The organism is Clostridium tagluense (assembly GCF_003865095.1).
In the GTDB taxonomy this organism is placed as follows: Bacteria; Bacillota; Clostridia; order Clostridiales; family Clostridiaceae; genus Clostridium_AD; species Clostridium_AD tagluense.
The window spans coordinates 15,231-32,562 of the sequence record NZ_BHYK01000025.1 but is presented as its reverse complement, the minus strand read 5'-3'; the positions used below and the strand labels follow the sequence as shown (position 1 = coordinate 32,562).

General features: G+C 31.2%; 15 protein-coding genes. 2 read left to right on the top strand and 13 right to left on the bottom strand.

Annotated features, from left to right (window positions below):
- Positions 1–169 precede the first annotated feature (169 nt).
- Genes Ctaglu_RS18335 through Ctaglu_RS18325 form a run of 3 tightly spaced genes read right to left on the bottom strand, consistent with a single transcriptional unit; the run spans position 170 to position 2,028 of the window.
- Entirely contained in the window at positions 170–553 is a 384-nt protein-coding gene (locus Ctaglu_RS18335; RefSeq protein ID WP_125004379.1) for a response regulator transcription factor, read from the bottom strand.
- Positions 554–574: 21 nt separating this feature from the next.
- Positions 575–1,333 (bottom strand): LytR/AlgR family response regulator transcription factor, encoded by a 759-nt coding sequence (locus Ctaglu_RS18330; RefSeq protein ID WP_185732798.1) that lies wholly within the window; start codon positions 1,331–1,333, stop codon positions 575–577.
- 47 nt (positions 1,334–1,380) lie between these two features.
- Positions 1,381–2,028 carry a sensor histidine kinase gene (locus tag Ctaglu_RS18325; protein WP_125004375.1) on the bottom strand — a complete coding sequence of 216 codons (648 nt, stop codon included), beginning with the start codon at positions 2,026–2,028 and terminating at the stop codon, positions 1,381–1,383.
- A 253-nt stretch (positions 2,029–2,281) separates the two neighbouring features.
- Between Ctaglu_RS18325 and Ctaglu_RS18320 the strand changes: the two genes are divergently transcribed.
- Positions 2,282–2,773 (top strand): YajQ family cyclic di-GMP-binding protein, encoded by a 492-nt coding sequence (locus tag Ctaglu_RS18320; RefSeq protein WP_125004373.1) that lies wholly within the window; start codon positions 2,282–2,284, stop codon positions 2,771–2,773.
- A gap of 327 nt (positions 2,774–3,100) precedes the next feature.
- A complete protein-coding gene (locus Ctaglu_RS18315; protein WP_125004371.1) occupies positions 3,101–3,346 on the top strand; it encodes an AbrB/MazE/SpoVT family DNA-binding domain-containing protein in 246 nt (81 codons plus the stop codon).
- Between the two features lie 94 nt (positions 3,347–3,440).
- Here the strand turns inward: Ctaglu_RS18315 and Ctaglu_RS18310 are convergent, their stop codons facing one another.
- The 10 genes from Ctaglu_RS18310 to Ctaglu_RS18265 form a co-directional block, all read right to left on the bottom strand.
- The gene (locus tag Ctaglu_RS18310) at positions 3,441–3,884 is read right to left on the bottom strand and encodes a hypothetical protein (protein ID WP_125004370.1); all 444 of its coding nucleotides are present in this window, start codon (positions 3,882–3,884) and stop codon (positions 3,441–3,443) included.
- 618 nt (positions 3,885–4,502) lie between these two features.
- The gene (locus tag Ctaglu_RS18305) at positions 4,503–6,869 is read right to left on the bottom strand and encodes an ATP-dependent DNA helicase (protein WP_125004368.1); all 2,367 of its coding nucleotides are present in this window, start codon (positions 6,867–6,869) and stop codon (positions 4,503–4,505) included.
- A gap of 23 nt (positions 6,870–6,892) precedes the next feature.
- Positions 6,893–8,824: an ABC-F family ATP-binding cassette domain-containing protein gene (locus Ctaglu_RS18300; RefSeq protein ID WP_125004366.1), complete on the bottom strand. Its 1,932-nt coding sequence runs from the start codon at positions 8,822–8,824 to the stop codon at positions 6,893–6,895.
- A gap of 158 nt (positions 8,825–8,982) precedes the next feature.
- Complete coding sequence (locus Ctaglu_RS18295; protein WP_125004364.1) at positions 8,983–9,186, bottom strand: hypothetical protein; 204 nt, start codon at positions 9,184–9,186, stop codon at positions 8,983–8,985.
- A gap of 23 nt (positions 9,187–9,209) precedes the next feature.
- On the bottom strand, positions 9,210–10,175 hold the full coding sequence (locus Ctaglu_RS18290; RefSeq protein WP_125004362.1) for an ABC transporter ATP-binding protein: 966 nt from the start codon (positions 10,173–10,175) through the stop codon (positions 9,210–9,212).
- Positions 10,176–11,153, bottom strand: a complete 978-nt coding sequence (locus Ctaglu_RS18285; protein ID WP_125004360.1) for an ABC transporter ATP-binding protein — start codon at positions 11,151–11,153, stop codon at positions 10,176–10,178.
- A gap of 10 nt (positions 11,154–11,163) precedes the next feature.
- Complete coding sequence (gene opp4C / locus Ctaglu_RS18280; RefSeq protein ID WP_125004358.1) at positions 11,164–12,081, bottom strand: oligopeptide ABC transporter permease; 918 nt, start codon at positions 12,079–12,081, stop codon at positions 11,164–11,166.
- An 11-nt stretch (positions 12,082–12,092) separates the two neighbouring features.
- Positions 12,093–13,055, bottom strand: a complete 963-nt coding sequence (locus Ctaglu_RS18275) for an ABC transporter permease (protein WP_125004356.1) — start codon at positions 13,053–13,055, stop codon at positions 12,093–12,095.
- Positions 13,056–13,125: 70 nt separating this feature from the next.
- On the bottom strand, positions 13,126–14,838 hold the full coding sequence (locus tag Ctaglu_RS18270; RefSeq protein ID WP_233439861.1) for an ABC transporter substrate-binding protein: 1,713 nt from the start codon (positions 14,836–14,838) through the stop codon (positions 13,126–13,128).
- A gap of 658 nt (positions 14,839–15,496) precedes the next feature.
- Positions 15,497–17,137: a S41 family peptidase gene (locus Ctaglu_RS18265; RefSeq protein WP_125004354.1), complete on the bottom strand. Its 1,641-nt coding sequence runs from the start codon at positions 17,135–17,137 to the stop codon at positions 15,497–15,499.
- Positions 17,138–17,332: the final 195 nt, after the last annotated feature.

Genomic DNA, 17,332 nt, shown 5'->3' with positions numbered 1-17,332 from the left:
TATTTTAAAGTCAAAACAAAAATATTTAAGTATAACGCTTTAAACAAAAGCCTGCTATTATTTATTTTTGTCAATTTTATCATATTTAAAACATAAAAAAATAGATTTATCCTTTCATTTTTTCAATTCGAAAAAATTAAAAGAATAAATCTAAAAATCTATAGTGACCCTAATTAAGTTTTAATCCCAGTACCTCTGTAGCTATGGCTAAAACTTCATCAAAATAAAAAGGCTTGGTAATGTATTTATCACATAATACAACCTTACCTCTATTTTTATCTTCTGCTTGTCCCTTTGCAGTTAGAAGTACTATATAGGTATTCATTAGGTTAAATTCCTTTTTCACTATATTACATACCTCATAACCATCTATTTCAGGCATCATAATATCTAAAAACACTAAATTTGGTTTCTCCCTTAGGATTATATCCAGTCCTTGCTTTCCATCTTCCGCAAGAACTATCTCTACCCCTTGCTCTTTAAACTCTTCAAGTATTTCCTCTAATAATAATCTATTATTGACTTCATCGTCTACTATTAATATTTTTTTCATTTACATCCCTCACCTTTAGCATTACATATTAATTATTTTTTTGAATTCTTTAACATAGTGTCTGCTTACAGGCACTTCCTCTTTCCATCCTTCTATTTTTAGCACAAAGGTACTATTAAACCAGGGAACTATTTTATGAATTTTATCTAAATTAACTAAATAACTTTTATGACTCCTAAAAAAATTATAATTGCTTAATTTATTTCCTAATTGATTTAAAGTGTACTGTGTTGTAAAATTGCCATCTTTAGTTAAAACAAGCACCTCTTTATTTAACACGGTACAATATAATATATCTTGTGGATTCACAAGATATATGCATTCTTCTTTCCAAAGTGGTAGCTTTTTCATGCCCGTAATTTCTTGTTTTTCAGGAAATATATTATTATAGCTAAATGGAGGTATATTTTCATTACAATTATATCTTTCATTTATTTTATCCATAGTAATCTGGAGCCTTTCCTCTGAAAATGGCTTCAAAACATAATCAATAGCATTAATTTCAAAAGCTTTTACAGCATATTTATCAAATACTGTTGCAAATACAATGTTTACTGGGAAATCCATCTTACATATCTCTTCAGCTAAAGTAAACCCATCAATCTCTGGCATTTCTATATCTAGAAATACAATTTCAGGTTTAGCTTTTTTTATAAACTCTAAAGCGGTTAAGGAATCCACATACGTACCTATAATTTCTACCCCACTGTTTTTACTTAAAATAAAACTTAGTTCATTCAAAGACAATTTTTCATCATCTACTAATACTACTCTTAACATATAAATCCCACCCATATTTAAATTTCATCATACTAATAAAATGGAAGCTATTCATATTTTATATTCTCTATTGGTATATATAATGTTATACAAGTCCCCATATTAAATTTACTAACTACTTCTACTTCCGCATTATATAACTCTTTATATTGAGAATTTAAAGTTGAAATTGAGCCCCCACTTTCATCTTTAAATAGCCTCCTTATTTGCACATCCTCCATACCAACTCCATCATCTTTGACTTTTATTACTATTTTTTCACACTTAATAGCAACCATAAAGGTTATTGTTCCCCCATGATTTTTTTTTAAAATTCCATGTATAATTGCATTTTCAATTAAATTGTATATTGAATTTTTAGGGATTAAAAAATTTACATCTCCTTGAATATCGTACACAATATTTAATCTATGGTCAAACCTAACCTTTTGAATATACAAATAAGATTTTATGCACTCTATTTCCTTATGCAAAAAAACGATTCCATCCGTTGCGTCAAATTTAAATCTTAGATAGCTACTAAGTTCTAAAATAACTTTTCTAGCTTCCTCCGAATTTTCCCTACACAATGATAATATGCTATTTAATGTATTAAAGAGGAAGTGTTGATTTATATCGGTTAACATTTGTTTAGGTTCTTTATTAATTTCAATGTTGTTTATATTTTTTAATTTGTTTTTTTCATATACTTTCACTTATTTTTCTCCTTACAAGCATTTTCGTTTTACATTATCTAACATAGCACTTATGATATATGCTATGCAATTAAAAAAACATCTTATTTTTATCTCTAGTAAGTATATCGTTAAATTTTGTAAATACCTTAGAAAAAAAATTATATCCTTTATTAATTAACTCCTTTACATTTTCATATTATTAATTTACTATTAATTAAGAGAATTCTATTAATTAGTGAATTCTATTAAAGTATAGAGGAGGTTTTTAATTATGGCAGCTGCACATTCGTTTGACATAGTATCAGATGTAGATTTGCAAGAAGTAGACAATGCAATAAACCAAGCATTGAAAGAAATCAAACAAAGATATGATTTTAAAAACACTATTACTGAAATCAACCTAGTGAAGGAAGATATCAAAATAGTATCTGATGATGATTTTAAATTAAAATCAGTTATAGAGGTTCTTGTAAGTAAATTAATTAAAAGAGGTATATCTGGAAAAGCATTAGATCTAGGTAAACAAGATGTTGCTACATTAGGTTCTGCAAGACAAACCGCTAAAATTGTAAAAGGTATTTCCACAGAAAAAGCAAAAAAAATAATTGCAGAAATTAAATCTAGTAAAATTAAAGTTCAAGCTCAAATTATGGATAACCAATTAAGAATTACCGGTAAAGACCTTGATGATTTGCAAGAAGTAATGGCACTTGTAAAATCAAAAGATTTTGATATTGCTCTGCAGTTCACTAATTATAGATAGTCACCTACTCAAAGGCTAGTACCCATGGTACTAGCCTTTTTTTTACTATTTATTTTAAACACATTTTTACTTTATACCCTATATTTTTTTACACTAATTACAATTCATTATAGATATTGTATTTATATAAAAAATTATGTATAATGTAGAGGGCATTATAATACTGTTTAAAATGACAGACTATTATGACCTTTTTGCATAATACGTAAAAGTTTATTAATTTTTATTATTATTATTAAATATTTTCATAAACCTATTGACGTTTTATGTTATTTTTGCTACAATTTAATTATAAATAAGTCGAAAGATGTTCGAGGAGGAAATTATATGAAATCAACAGGTATAGTAAGAAAAGTGGACGAACTTGGAAGAATTGTTATTCCTATAGAATTAAGAAGAACTTTGGATATAGATATCAAAGATGCTTTAGAAATCTATGTAGATGGTGAACAAATCATCCTAAAAAAATATGAGCCAGCTTGTATTTTCTGTCAAAACGCAAGAGATGTTGTAAACTACAAAGGTAAAAACATTTGTAAAGATTGTCTTGCTGAATTAGGATCAGGAAAATAATTTAAGATTTTTTTAAATAGACCCATAGCTTGAATAAGCTATGGGTCCAAAAAACAAACGAGATTTCCTTTATTGGGATATCTCGTTTATTTTTTTATGTTTTTAGTCTAAATTCGCTACAACACTTAGAACAAGTTACAATAATTTTACCCTTACCCTTTGGAAGTCTTAATTTTTGCCCACATTTAGGACAAATGGTAATTACATATTTTCTTCTTTCTTTTAATCTTTCCATAAGTTTATATTTCTTGATTTTAGCATTAAGCATTTCCATATCTTTCTTAATATTAATTAAGTTCATGTTTTTCTTGAAATTATCCATTTTATAATTAAAACTTCTTTTTGTGGTTTCAAAAACAAATTTTTTATTATTTCTACCATGTACTTTAATTGATTTGCTCCTCCAAATTGAATAGATAATAATTGCTGTTCCTAAAATCCATGCATACCCAGTTACAAACAAAAATACTCCTATTAATAAGATTATTTTTGAAAACCTATCCCAGCCATAAAATTCTCTAGCAAAGTTAACAGACATTTATACTATTCCTCCTATTATCCTCTGGAGTAATTAACAATTCACAATTGTTACTACCCTTCTTATTCTTACTTTCATTTTATCACTATAACACTTAAATCATTATTAATTTTCTGTAAAAAATATCCCTAAAAAGTTCATAAAATTTTGTAATGATTTTTATTTAATTACATATTTTATACTTTTTGTCGAATGTGTTTTGATTTTTCATTTTTAGTCTTTATCATATTAACTTTTTAAAAATTCTATTGACTATTTGTGTTAATCATGCTATTCTTAAAATAGGAAATAAGTCGAATAACAACGATAGTAACCAACTAAAGATAAAACTTATTTCGATATAAACCTACAAAGATTAAAATCCCCCAAAAACAAAAGATAAATGGAAACTACTTATTTTTTATATTTGACAATGATGGTGATTATTTGTTCTAATATTTAAGCTAACAAACAAAAAAATATTATCGTATTCGTAGTTGTAAATATCTTATATTGATGTAGATATATTTGTAGCAGTTATAAATATTTAGTTTCCTTTTCCTTATCCCCCCATGTACTTAATAAATTTTAATTGTTTATATAAAAAGAACTTGAGCAAATGCTCAAGTTCTTTTTAATTTACTCCCAAAATTCACAAACCTTTTTCCTTGCATCTTCACTACTATTTATTTTAATAAAATCATCCCATTGCTTCGGAAATAGTCGTCTATACCTTTGCTCTAGAAATCTATCATCTATTAAAAGGACCGTACCTCTATCTTCCTCCGTTCTAATTACCCTTCCCGCTGCCTGCAGTACTTTATTCATTCCTGGGTACATATAAGAATATTCATAACCGCACTTGCTTTTTTTATCATAGTATTCCACAATAATTTCTTTTTCAAAGCAAATCATAGGCAGTCCTACCCCAATTACTATTGCACCAATCAGCCTGTCACCTTTTAAATCAATTCCTTCCGAAAATATACCACCTAAAACTCCAAAGCCTAAAATATTTTCAGAGTCCCTATCACTAAAATTTTGGAGAAAAGCTTCTCTTGCATCTTCAGTCATAAAATTAGTTTGAATCCTTACTTTAATTTGTGGGTATTTTAGAACAAATATATCACTAACAACCTCCATATATTTATAAGAAGGAAAAAACACCATATAATTCCCATTCTTAGCACTTATTACAGCATATATGTATTCTACTATTTTGGAGTAACTATTTTCTCTATATTTATATTTAGTAGAAATATCCCTAGCTATCATTACTTTAAGGTTTTTTTTATGGAATGGAGAATCTAAGGTTAGATGGTAATCTTCCTTTTCTCCACCCAAAATTTCTTTAAAGTATAATAAGGGTAGGAGAGTTGCAGAGAAAAACACCACTGATTTCCCTCTTTTTGCTGCCTCTCTTAAAAGCTTGGATGGATCGAGGCAAAACATCTTTAACACTACATCATCTTCAGTACACTCTACATAAGTTATATATTTATCATCATAAAGTTCAGATATGCGAATAAAGCTCAAGGAATTAAAATACAAGTCCAAAAATTTATCATACACTTCAGACTTTTCATTTTTTGTCAGCCATACTTCTAGTATTTTAGTAAGTTTATTAAGAAGACTATATATATCCTCAGGCTGAGAATTTTGTTTATAATATCCGTCTTCATTGCACATTTTCTTCATACTAAGCATAAGTGCATTTAACTTGTTCAAAACTTTATATAAGTTATCCTGGCGACCTTTTATTTCTTTTTTTAACTCTAGAAGTGGTTTTTTATGAAACTCGCAAGAAAACATTTCGCGAGCTCTATCCACTAGATTATGAGCTTCATCAACTAAAATAGTATAATCTCCATTATTGTCCATAAAAAATCTCTTTAGGTAAACTCTGGGGTCAAACACATAATTATAATCGCATATAACACAATCAGACCATATTGTTAGATCCAATGAAAATTCAAAGGGACAAATATTATATTTATTTGAATAACTCTCAATTACTTCTCTACTAAATGTATTTTCATTTTCTAAAATGTCCTGTATAGCATCATTAACTCTGTCAAAATGCCCTTTTGCAAACTTACATTGCTCAGGATTACAGGCACTACCCTTACTAAAACATATCTTATCCTTTGCTGTTATTGTAATGGTCTTGAATTTAAGTCCATTATCCTTCATTTTATGGAAGGCATCCTGGGCAACTTGTCTTGTTATAGTTTTGGCTGTTAAGTAAAAAATTTTTGAAGTATATCCTTCTCCCATAGCTTTAACCGCTGGAAACAGAGTAGATATAGTTTTACCTACTCCAGTGGGGGCTTGCAAAAACATTTTCTTGTGTTCTACCACTGTCTTATATACAGAAACAGCCAGTTCCCTCTGACCTTCCCTGTAATTATCAAAAGGGAATTTCAAATCTTTTATGCTGCTATCTCTTGCCTTATTCCAATCACTAGTAATATTTGCCCATATAAAATAGCTAGAGATAATTTCATTAAAGAATTCTTGGAGTTCTTTAATTGAAAAGGCTTTAATAAATCTCTTGATTTTTTCACTATCTATTTCATAATATGTTAATTGCACATACATATCCTTACGGTTATTTTGAATCCCATATATATATGCATAGCACTTTGCTTGAGCCCAATGAAGACTATTGTAATCCTCATGGACCAATTCTAAATCCTTAGTAACTGTTTTGATTTCATCTACAGTGACCTCATTATCTTTTATTAGAATACCATCAGCACGCCCATCAATTACAATGTTGCCACCATTGTATGGTACAATATGCTTTAAGCTTACCTCAGAGGAATATTCTTCTCCAAGAAATACAGAATATTTTTCTCTGTTTTCCTTCTGAATTTTCTGGTGTGCAATAGTACCCTCTACCGCTCGACTGCTTCCCATAAACCTCATATCTAAGTCCCCTGCACGCATTACAAACTCTACTAAATTGCGGACTGATATTTTTATATCTCTATTTTTCTCCATAAGTTTTACCTTCTTAATAACTTTTAGTTGTTTTTCTGCGCCTCTATTTCCTCATCTAATTCATTTAGATATGTCCATCTTGTAATGTAGTGTTCAATCTCAGCTTCTATATTCTTTTGCTGCTCAACTAGTTTCTGTAAAAATTCAAAATCACTACTTCCAGCATTGATTTTTTTATTAACTTCTTCTAGCTGCTTTTCTTTTTCCTCAATTCTACCGTCAATTTCATCAAATTCCTTCTGCTGCTTAAAAGTAAACTTCAAAAGCTTATTTTCTTTAATTTCCTCAGCTTTACTGCTTTCATCCTCTGCATTTACACTTTTGAGTTCTTCTTTATCTCCGTCTATTAAATTCGGATTTTTTTCTATATATTCTTTATACTCAGAATAATTGCCTACAAATTGAATTATCTTTTCATTTCCCTCAAAACTGAATATTTTATCAGAAACTCTATCTAAAAAGTATCTATCATGAGATACAGTTATAACTACACCATTAAATCCATCTAAATAATCTTCAAGTACTGCTAGAGTTTGAATATCAAAGTCATTAGTTGGCTCATCTAAGAACAGTACATTTGGAGCTTCCATAAGAATTCTTAATAAGTATAATCTTCTTTTTTCCCCACCAGATAAACTAGAAATAAAAGAATGTTTTGTAGTTCCATCAAATAAAAATCTCTCAAGCATTTGAGAAGCTGTAATTTGTTCTCCATCGCCTGTAGTTATATATTCTGCACCTTCGCGAATGTACTCTATAGCACGCAGTTTCTCATTCATCTCACCATTTTCTTGATGGAAGAAGCCAATTTTCAATGTTTCCCCCCATTCGACGACCCCTGAATCCGGACTTAATATTCCACTTAAAATATTCATAAGCGTAGATTTCCCCATACCATTAGGCCCTATAATACCTACTTTATCTCTCCTAGTGAAAATATGGCTAAAATCACTAATTAATTTCTTCTCACCAAATGCTTTATAAATATGTTCTACATTCATAATTTTTTTACCAAGTCTAGTAGATGCCGAAGATAATTCTAACTTTTCGTTTGTTACCTCAACTTTTCCATCGCGAAGCTCATCAAATCGGTCTATTCTAGCCTTTTGTTTAGTAGTTCTAGCTTTTGCTCCACGCCTTATCCAAGCTAGTTCCTTTTTAAATAAACTCTCTCTTTTTCTCTCTACTGAATCCATTAAAGCCATTCTTTCAACTTTCTTTTCCAAAAACACACTATAATTCCCCTGATAACTATATAGATTACCCTTATCTAATTCAATTATTTTATTTGTAATTCTATCTAAAAAATACCTATCATGCGTAATCATAAGTAGTGCGCCTTTTCTACTATTTAAAAATTTCTCAAGCCAATCTATTATTTCATTATCCATATGATTTGTAGGTTCATCCAATATTAGTAAATCTGAGGGAGTAATTAGAGCACTACATAAAGCCACTCTTTTTCTTTGTCCCCCTGAAAGCTCACCAATGTGCTGCTTGAAATCAGTTATTCCAAGTTTCGTAAGTATAATTTTTGCATCATTTTGAACTTCCCATCCATTACATGCATCCATCTTAGTGTTAAGGTTCATTAAAGCATTTTGAACGGACTCATCTTCTGGATTTTCCTCCATTTTCTCTATAACTACTTCATATTCCCGTATAACCTTCATAACATCAGTTTCACTTTTAAAAATTTGCTCAAGCACTGTAGCCTCTGGGTCAAATTCAGGATTTTGAGGTAAATATTCTATATTCATCTTATTTCCCTTTAAAATTCTTCCGGCGTCCGGAACTTCAAATCCAGCTATTATTTTTAAAAATGTGGATTTCCCCGTACCATTTACTCCGATTAATCCAATTTTATCGCCATCACTTATACCAAGTGACACCTTATTAATGAGTACTCTCTCACTATAACTTTTACTCATTTCTTCTATTGTTAATATATTCATATAAGTACCACCCTTTTCATGTTATAACTTTATACCTTAATTATAACCAAATAAACACCCCAGTGATAGTGTAAATTTGTATTCGACAAATTTTTCACTACTACTGAGGCCTATTCCTTTAAAATCTAGAGTTTTTTATGAATAGTAGTTACCTATTATTAATTTTGCATCCATACTTTCATTATAATAAATAACAATAGACCCATGACTAAGGCAGCTACAACCATTATAGGCATCAATATCTGAAATTGTGCTATAACAATGGCTACAATGTCCCTCCAACCTACAGCTTGATTTTTTTCCAAATCATTACATCGTAAATCATCAGCCTTTATCCTTTCTATTTCTGTTCCCTTTGTCATACATTTATCCCCCTTGTTGGATTTTACAGTAGATGACAAGCTACAAAGTGTTCTCCCCCTACATTTTTATATTGTGGGCATTCTTCACTACATTTTTTCATAGCATAAGAGCAACGGGTGTGAAATTTACAGCCTGATGGTGGATTTGCCGGGCTTGGTATATCACCCTTAAGTATAATTCTTTCTCTCTTTAATGTTGGATCAGGCAATGGTACAGCAGATAATAATGCCTTTGTGTATGGATGAAGAGGATTATTGTACAATTCATTTTTTGGTGCGAGTTCCACCAAAGAACCTAGGTACATAACCCCTATTCTGTTACTAATATGTTTTACTACACTTAAATCGTGTGAAATAAACAAATATGAAAATCCCATTTTTTGTTGAAGATCACACATTAAATTTACTATTTGAGATTGAATAGACACATCTAGTGCAGATACAGGTTCATCTGCAACTATAAATTCTGGATTTAATATAAGAGCTCTTGCTATTCCTATTCTTTGCCTTTGCCCACCTGAAAATTCATGGGGATATCTTCTTATATGATAGGGCGCAAGGCCACAAATTTCTAGTACCTCTTGAACTCTACCAGCTATTTCACTTTTAGGTAATATTCCATGATCTATTAGTGCTTCTCCAACTATTTGGCCTATAGTAAGTCTTGGATTAAGAGAGCTATATGGGTCTTGGAAAATTATTTGCATCTTAGGTCTTATTTTTCTTAAATCTTTTTTTGAAAGTTCAAATACATTTCTATCTTTAAAATATACATCCCCTTCTGTTTTATTTAGAAGTCTTAACATAGTTCTGCCAACTGTAGTTTTACCACAGCCAGATTCCCCAACCAGGCCCAAGGTTTCTCCTTTATTTATATATAGAGATACTCCATCTACAGCTTTAACAAAGCCCACAGTCTTTTGAAGTATTCCACCTCGAATAGGAAAATATGTTTTTAAATTTTCTACTCTAACTATTGCCTCGCCCACTTACTTCCCCTCCTCATATAAAAAACAAGCTACCTTATGTCCTGGCGTTATCTCTTTAATAGGTGGTTGCTGCTTTCTACAAATATCCATAGTTTTCGAACACCTTGCACAAAAATAACATTCTTCCGGCATATTAATTGGGTTTGGAACTTGTCCAGGTATTGAATATAATCTATCCACATCTTCATTCAGTGAAGGTTTAGATTTCATTAATCCTTCAGTATATGGATGCATAGGATTCTTAAATAACTCAATTACAGGTGCTTCCTCAATAACCTTACCAGCATACATAACCACTACATATTCTGCCATTTCAGCTATTACTCCAAGGTCATGAGTAATAAGCATTATTGAAGTATTAAGTTTTTTCTTTAAATCCTTCATAATATCAAGTATCTGTGCTTGAATTGTTACATCTAATGCAGTTGTTGGCTCATCTGCTATTAAAAGCTTTGGATTGCAAGACACTGCCATTGCAATCATTGCCCTTTGGCGCATACCTCCACTAAGCTCGTGGGGATAGCACTCAACTATTTCTTCTGCTCTTGGTACTCCAACTAGCTTTAACATTTCTATTGCCTTTTCCTTAGCTTGTATCTTATTCAACTTTTGATGAAGCAGAATTACTTCTTCTATTTGATACCCTATAGTAAATATAGGGTTTAAGGAGGTCATAGGTTCTTGAAATATTACCGCTATATCATTGCCCCTAATTGCCCTCATTTCATCATCTTTAAGCTCTAATATCTTTTTATCTTCAAATATAATTTCACCCCCAACTATTTTCCCTGGTGGAGAAGAAACTAATCTCATTATAGACATTGCTGTAACGCTTTTACCACAACCTGATTCTCCAACAACTCCTATTATTTCACCTTTCTTAATATTAAAGCTAACATCGTCAACAGCTTTTACAATACCATCCTCTGTATAAAAATAAGTTTTCAGATTTTTTATTTCAACTAAATTATTACCCATTATGTGCCTCCTAAACTTTTAGTTTTGGATCGATGGCATCCCGAAGTCCATCTCCAAATAAATTTATGCCCATTACTGTTAAGAAAATGCATATACCAGGAGGCGCCCAAATCCAAGGTTTAAATTGTAATATATATGAGTTATTAACTGCTTGAACCATTTGACCCCAAGATGGTGTTGGTGGCGTAACCCCAAGTCCTAGAAAACTCAATGTTGATTCTGTTAAAATTGCACCACCTATACCCAAAGTAGCTGAAACTATAATAGACGCAAAGGTATTGGGTAATAAGTGACTAAATATTTTTCGCCTATCCTTAAGGCCTAAAGCTTCTGCGGCCTGCATAAATTCCTGTTCCCTAAGGGATAATATTTGGCCACGAACAATACGACAAAGACCCGGCCATCCAATGAATCCTATAATAAACATAACTACGTACATCCTATACTCTGGGGGAACTTTTAAATCTGACATTACTGCTGCCAGCATTATAAGTAGTGGAAGTCCTGGAAAACATAAAAATATATCAACTATTCTCATTATTATCCCATCCACTATCCCACCATAAAAGCCTGCTATTCCGCCTAATACACTTCCAATTAGCACTTCAACAAACACAGCAAGTATTCCTACAGAAAGAGAGATTCTACCCCCATACATTACTCTTACTAAAACATCTCTTCCTACATCATCCGTACCCAATAAATGTTTGAAAGATGGGTTGGCTGATACATTAAATAAATCTATACTTTCCATTTTATAAGGTGATATTAAGGGGCCAATGAAGGACATAAGTATCATAAAAGTCAGTATATACATTCCAAACATAGCTAGTTTATTTTTCTTTAATCTTTTCCTTATTATCTTCCAAGGACTCAAGATTTCTTCTTTTTTTAATTGTTTAACTTCTGGTTTCAATTCTAGTTGCATTTTGACACCTCCTATTTAAGCCTTATTCTCGGATCCACTACGGCATAAGTAACATCTGCAATTAAATTTCCAAACAAAGTTAATATTGCAAATAAGATATTTATCCCCATCATCAGTGGATAATCCCGTCCACTTACTGCACCGATATCTATAGGTCCTATGCCTGGCCAGCCAAAAATGCTTTCTGTAATAAATGCTCCAGAAAATAATGCTGGAAGCCAAAATCCAAGTAGTGTAATAACAGGAATCATCCCATTTTTAAGAGCATGTTTATATATAACAACTTTTTCCTTAATGCCTTTAGCTCTAGCAGTCCTTATGTAATCCTGCCTTATTACCTCTAGCATACTAGATCTTGTGTATCTCATAAGCCCTGCAACACTTCCTAAGGTAAGCACAATTAGTGGCAGTATCATATGACGACCTACATCTAAGACATGGGTTATACCTACTGCGGTACTCCCTGCCGTACTCATACCCGAAACTGGTAACACTAACAAATCCACCGCAAAGACTTTGATAAGAAGCATTCCAAAAAAGAAGGAGGGCATTGAAATGCCTATCAGGGCAAATATGGTGAAAAATCCATCAAACTTAGAATACTGTTTAGTAGCAGAAATCACTCCAATTGGAATTGAAATTAATACACTTAATATTAATGAGAGTATAGATAGATAAAAGGTATTCCAAATATATGTGTTCATAACTTTTCCTACTGGTTGTTTAAAGGTGGTAGATTCGCCCAAATCACCATGGAGCATTCCACCTGCCCACCTAAGATATTGCTTGTGCACCGGTAGATCTAGTCCCATTTGGTGTCTTAATTCTTGTTTTCTTTCTGGTGTTAAATGTCCATCCATTTTCCCTGTTAATGCATCACCTGGTGCCAACTGCAATATGAAAAATATTACTATAGATACCCCTATTAAAACAGGTATCATTTGCAGCAATCTTCTGGTTATATACTGCCTCATGATAATCCCCCTTTATAAACTATGCTTGGATTTAACCAAGCATAGTAAAATATATTAATAATTTTTTCACCTATTTAGCTTTAGGTTCAATTAATTCTGCCTTTGCAATTTGATGTGTAAACCTAATATATGGAGATAAGTCTATACCTTTAACTCTTGAACTTACAGCCCACATTTCTTTACTTTGATCCATAAAAATGTATGGGAGCTCTTCATTAACAATCTTTAGCCATTCTCCATATATTTTTTTTCTTTCTTTCAAGTCTGTGGTTTTAAGAGCTTCGTTCATTAATTTGTCACTTTCTTCATTTTTCCAACTTCCAGCATTATATCCACCTAGTTCTGCTTGTTTAGAAGCGAATATTCCTGATGGGTCAGGATCAATATTTAAAGTCCAGGACATATTATACATTTCAAATTTTTGTTCATCAAAAACCTTTGTACTCAAAGTGTTGAATTCCATTAATTCAGGAATAACATCTATTCCTATAGCCTTCCAATTGTCTTTTACTATTGGAATTAACATTTCAACGTATTTGCTTCCTTGAAAAGTCATCCAATGAATTTCAAACTTTTTACCATCCTTATATCTAAAGCCATTATCTTTTTTAATCCATCCTGCAGCTTCTAATAATTGATTTGCTTTTTCAGGATTATATTCATATTTGTTTATATCCTGAGTATATGCCCAAGAAACTTTTGACATAGGCACATTGCACACATCAGCATAACCCTTATATCTAGCATCTATAAATCCTTTTCTATTAAGTCCATAAGTAAGTGCTTGACGTACTTTCTTATCTTTGAATTTTTCATTTTTAAGGTTTAAACTTATAAACCCATATCCATTTTCAGGATAAAGTTGCATATTTACAAATGCTGCACTTTGAAGCATTTGAATATTTTCTGGTGCAGCTGGAATTCTATCCATATCTACTTCACCAGCAGATAACCCTTGAATATTAGTTTGGGCAGTAGTAACCTTTAAGATTACCTTGTTAATCTTAGCTACGCCATCCCAATAGCTTGGATTTTTTTCAAAGTTAGCTTCTTGTCCTGCTTTATAATTTTTAAAAATATATGGACCACATCCCATAGGTTTTAAGAACAAATCTTTTATTTTTTTAATATCACCTTTTTCAAAGTTGTAGTAGCTCTTGCACATAATTCCTGTACCAAAATCAGAACTAAGTGCTGGAGCTTTTACTTCAGTTTCAGTGAAGGAAATTGTATAATCGTCTATAACCTTTATACCTTCAACAGTTTTAGCCTCTCCCTTATGATACTCTTTATATCCAACTAATTTGTCTACAGAGTCTGACCTTGAGCCATCATACTTTGGGTCACAAATAGATGTAAACGTAAATTCAACATCCCTCGCCGTTAATTTTTCTCCATTACTAAATTTAATGTCTTTGTTTAAATGGAAAGTATAGGTTTTACTATCTTTTGAAATCTCCCATTTCTTAGCTACTTTTCCTATAGGATTTCCTTGAACATCATTTGACATTAACCCATCAAACACCATCTCAGTAACATAACTATCATCTACTGTACTTGAATATATTGGATTGAATTTCCCTTCTGGTGCTGCAAAACCAATAATTAAAGTATCTTTTCTGCCTCTTGCTGTAGGTGGTACTTTTTCTGGATTTGTAGCAGCTAAAACTTCTGATGCTTTTAAATCCTTTCCCGCTCCTCCAGAACTGCTTTTACCACAAGCTGAAAATAATAGAGTCATTGACATGGCTAAACTTAAAAATCCAGCAACTTTTCTTTTCAATGTTTTTTCCCCCTTTTATTTTATAAACTTTTGAGGTTTTAATATAACCCCTTTATATTTGCAAGTCTATTTCTAATATTTTTTTCCAATATATTTATTATCTTTTACGTCAACTTTTTTGGAAATAAAACATATTAAAAATATAACTTAAGGCAAATCATTAAAAATATACTAAAGTACCTTAATTAAGGACTTCAGAAGGATACTTATACACCACTGAAATTTTTCTACCCATATAATTATATGATTTACAGGTAATTTAATGTTATGGTTTACCAATTTAAATAAATTATAGTATCTTTGCTATAAAATGGCAATATTTTTTCTTCGACTTATATTTCCTCTCGTTTTTTTCGTATTTTTTTCAAAATAATAGTTTTTTATACAAAAATTAGTCGTAGCATTGTATAAATAATAAATTTGTAAATAGAAATTATTATCTTACAAATCTGATTATTAAATTTCATTTTTTTAACTACCTATCAATAAAGTCTTGTAACATCTATCCTGGAATAGGGTTTAGGAAAATTGACTAATAAAAAAAAGACTCACAATTTTTTTTAAAATTGTGAGTCTTTCTGGAATATATCCTCAGCCTTATATGTTTTGTTTGTTAAAGTTTTAAATCTTATACTCTTTTTTAAAAAAAAATTCTGTTTTAGGGTACTATATATTTAATTACAATACCTTGTTTTATTTTTTTTCCACTTACATCCCGTACACTATCATTAACTACTAGATAATATGTTTGTCCTTTTTTTAATTGTTCATTTGGCGTTGCTATTACTGTATTATTATTATTATTAACATCTAATTTTATTGGAATTCTTTTTCCTGTAGTCTCAGCCATAAGCTCAATTCCTTGTGACTTTATACTATCAACCTCTATAGGCATATTGAAATTAATGGTAAAATGCTTATCTACATTTATGTCCTTTTTTAAGTCACTTAATATTTTATAATTTGAAAAACCCGCAAGGCTTTTATTACTTGCCTGTTCACTCGTAATTTTTTCCCAACCTGCAATAGTTCCCAGGTAATTATTATTTAGTGAATTCTTACTTAGTATGTAAGTAAATGCAGTCCAATATTCCTCACTTCTAGCCATTTTAAGATCAATATAAAACTTTTTGCTATCAATGTCAATTCTCATATATCCACTTTTGTCTTCTGGCACACTTGTACTACTTAGTAGTAAATTTGCTACCTTCAAAGAGTCAACCTCTTCATCCTTTACTTCAAAATCTGGAGATACTCCAGTCTTATGAATTATATTTCCATAAGGTGAGTAAAACTTTTCCACAGTAAGCTTAAGGACGCTACCATCAGACAATGGAAACATTTGTTGAGCAACTCCTTTTCCATAGGTTGTTGTGCCTATAAAAACAGCCTTGTCATAATCCTTAACAGCTGCTGCTAATATTTCTGATGCACTAGCCGAATATTTATTTATTAAAAAAATAACAGGCTTTTCTATTAATTTTCCATGACCTTGAGCTTTGTATTTATATTTGCCTCCAAGCTTATCCTCTATAATAATTGCGGGCGCACCCCCAATAAAATGACCTGCTATATCTAGCGCTGTGCCCATATAGCCCCCACCATTATACCTCAGGTCTATAATGTAGCTGCTGGCTCCTAGCTGGCTCATTTTATTTACGGCTACTGAAAACAAATCACCAGTATCCTGTCCAAAAGACACAATAGATATATATGCTACCTTACCCGGTAGCATTCCACTACTTACAGTTGGTGACTTTATTTCTCTACGCTGAATGTTAAAATTTAGTGCCGTGCTATCTCTTTGCACTACTAGCTTCACATAAGTACCGGTTTCACCCTTTATATATTTTATTGCTTCCTCAGCAGATGGAATTCCGACTAAATTGTTGTTATCTGCTTGTACTATAATATCTCCCACCTTAAGTCCCGCATCTATTGCTGGAGAATTCTCAATAACCCTAGACACTCTTATTCCCTGTGGCAGCATATCAATTCCAATACCTATTCCACTAAATGTATTGTTTATGCTCCCTACAAACTCAGAATACTCCTTCTTTGCAAAGTAATCAGAATAGGGATCATTAAGTCTCTTCACCATTTCAGTTAAATCTGGTGCATCTAATACGTAATCTGATACTGTATTTACATAGTTAGTTTCTAATACTTTTTTACCTTCTTCTAGTACTGTAGGTTGAGCTAGTACTTTTGCATAAATGGGGTTTAGAAATAATATTATTAGGAATACACTTAATACCTTTTGGAACTTTTTCATATTTATAAACGATTGCTTTTTCATATCCTCTCTCCTGTCAAATAATGATTTTACCTTTGGTGCTGTAATATTAATTGTCTTTATAATCCAATAAATAGTTACAAATCTATAATACTACAATATAGATTAAGTGGCTATAAATAATAAATTATAATCTTCAAGGTTAAATCATATAGAAGTCTGTCCAATAGCATATATTGAATTCTACAGGATCTTACT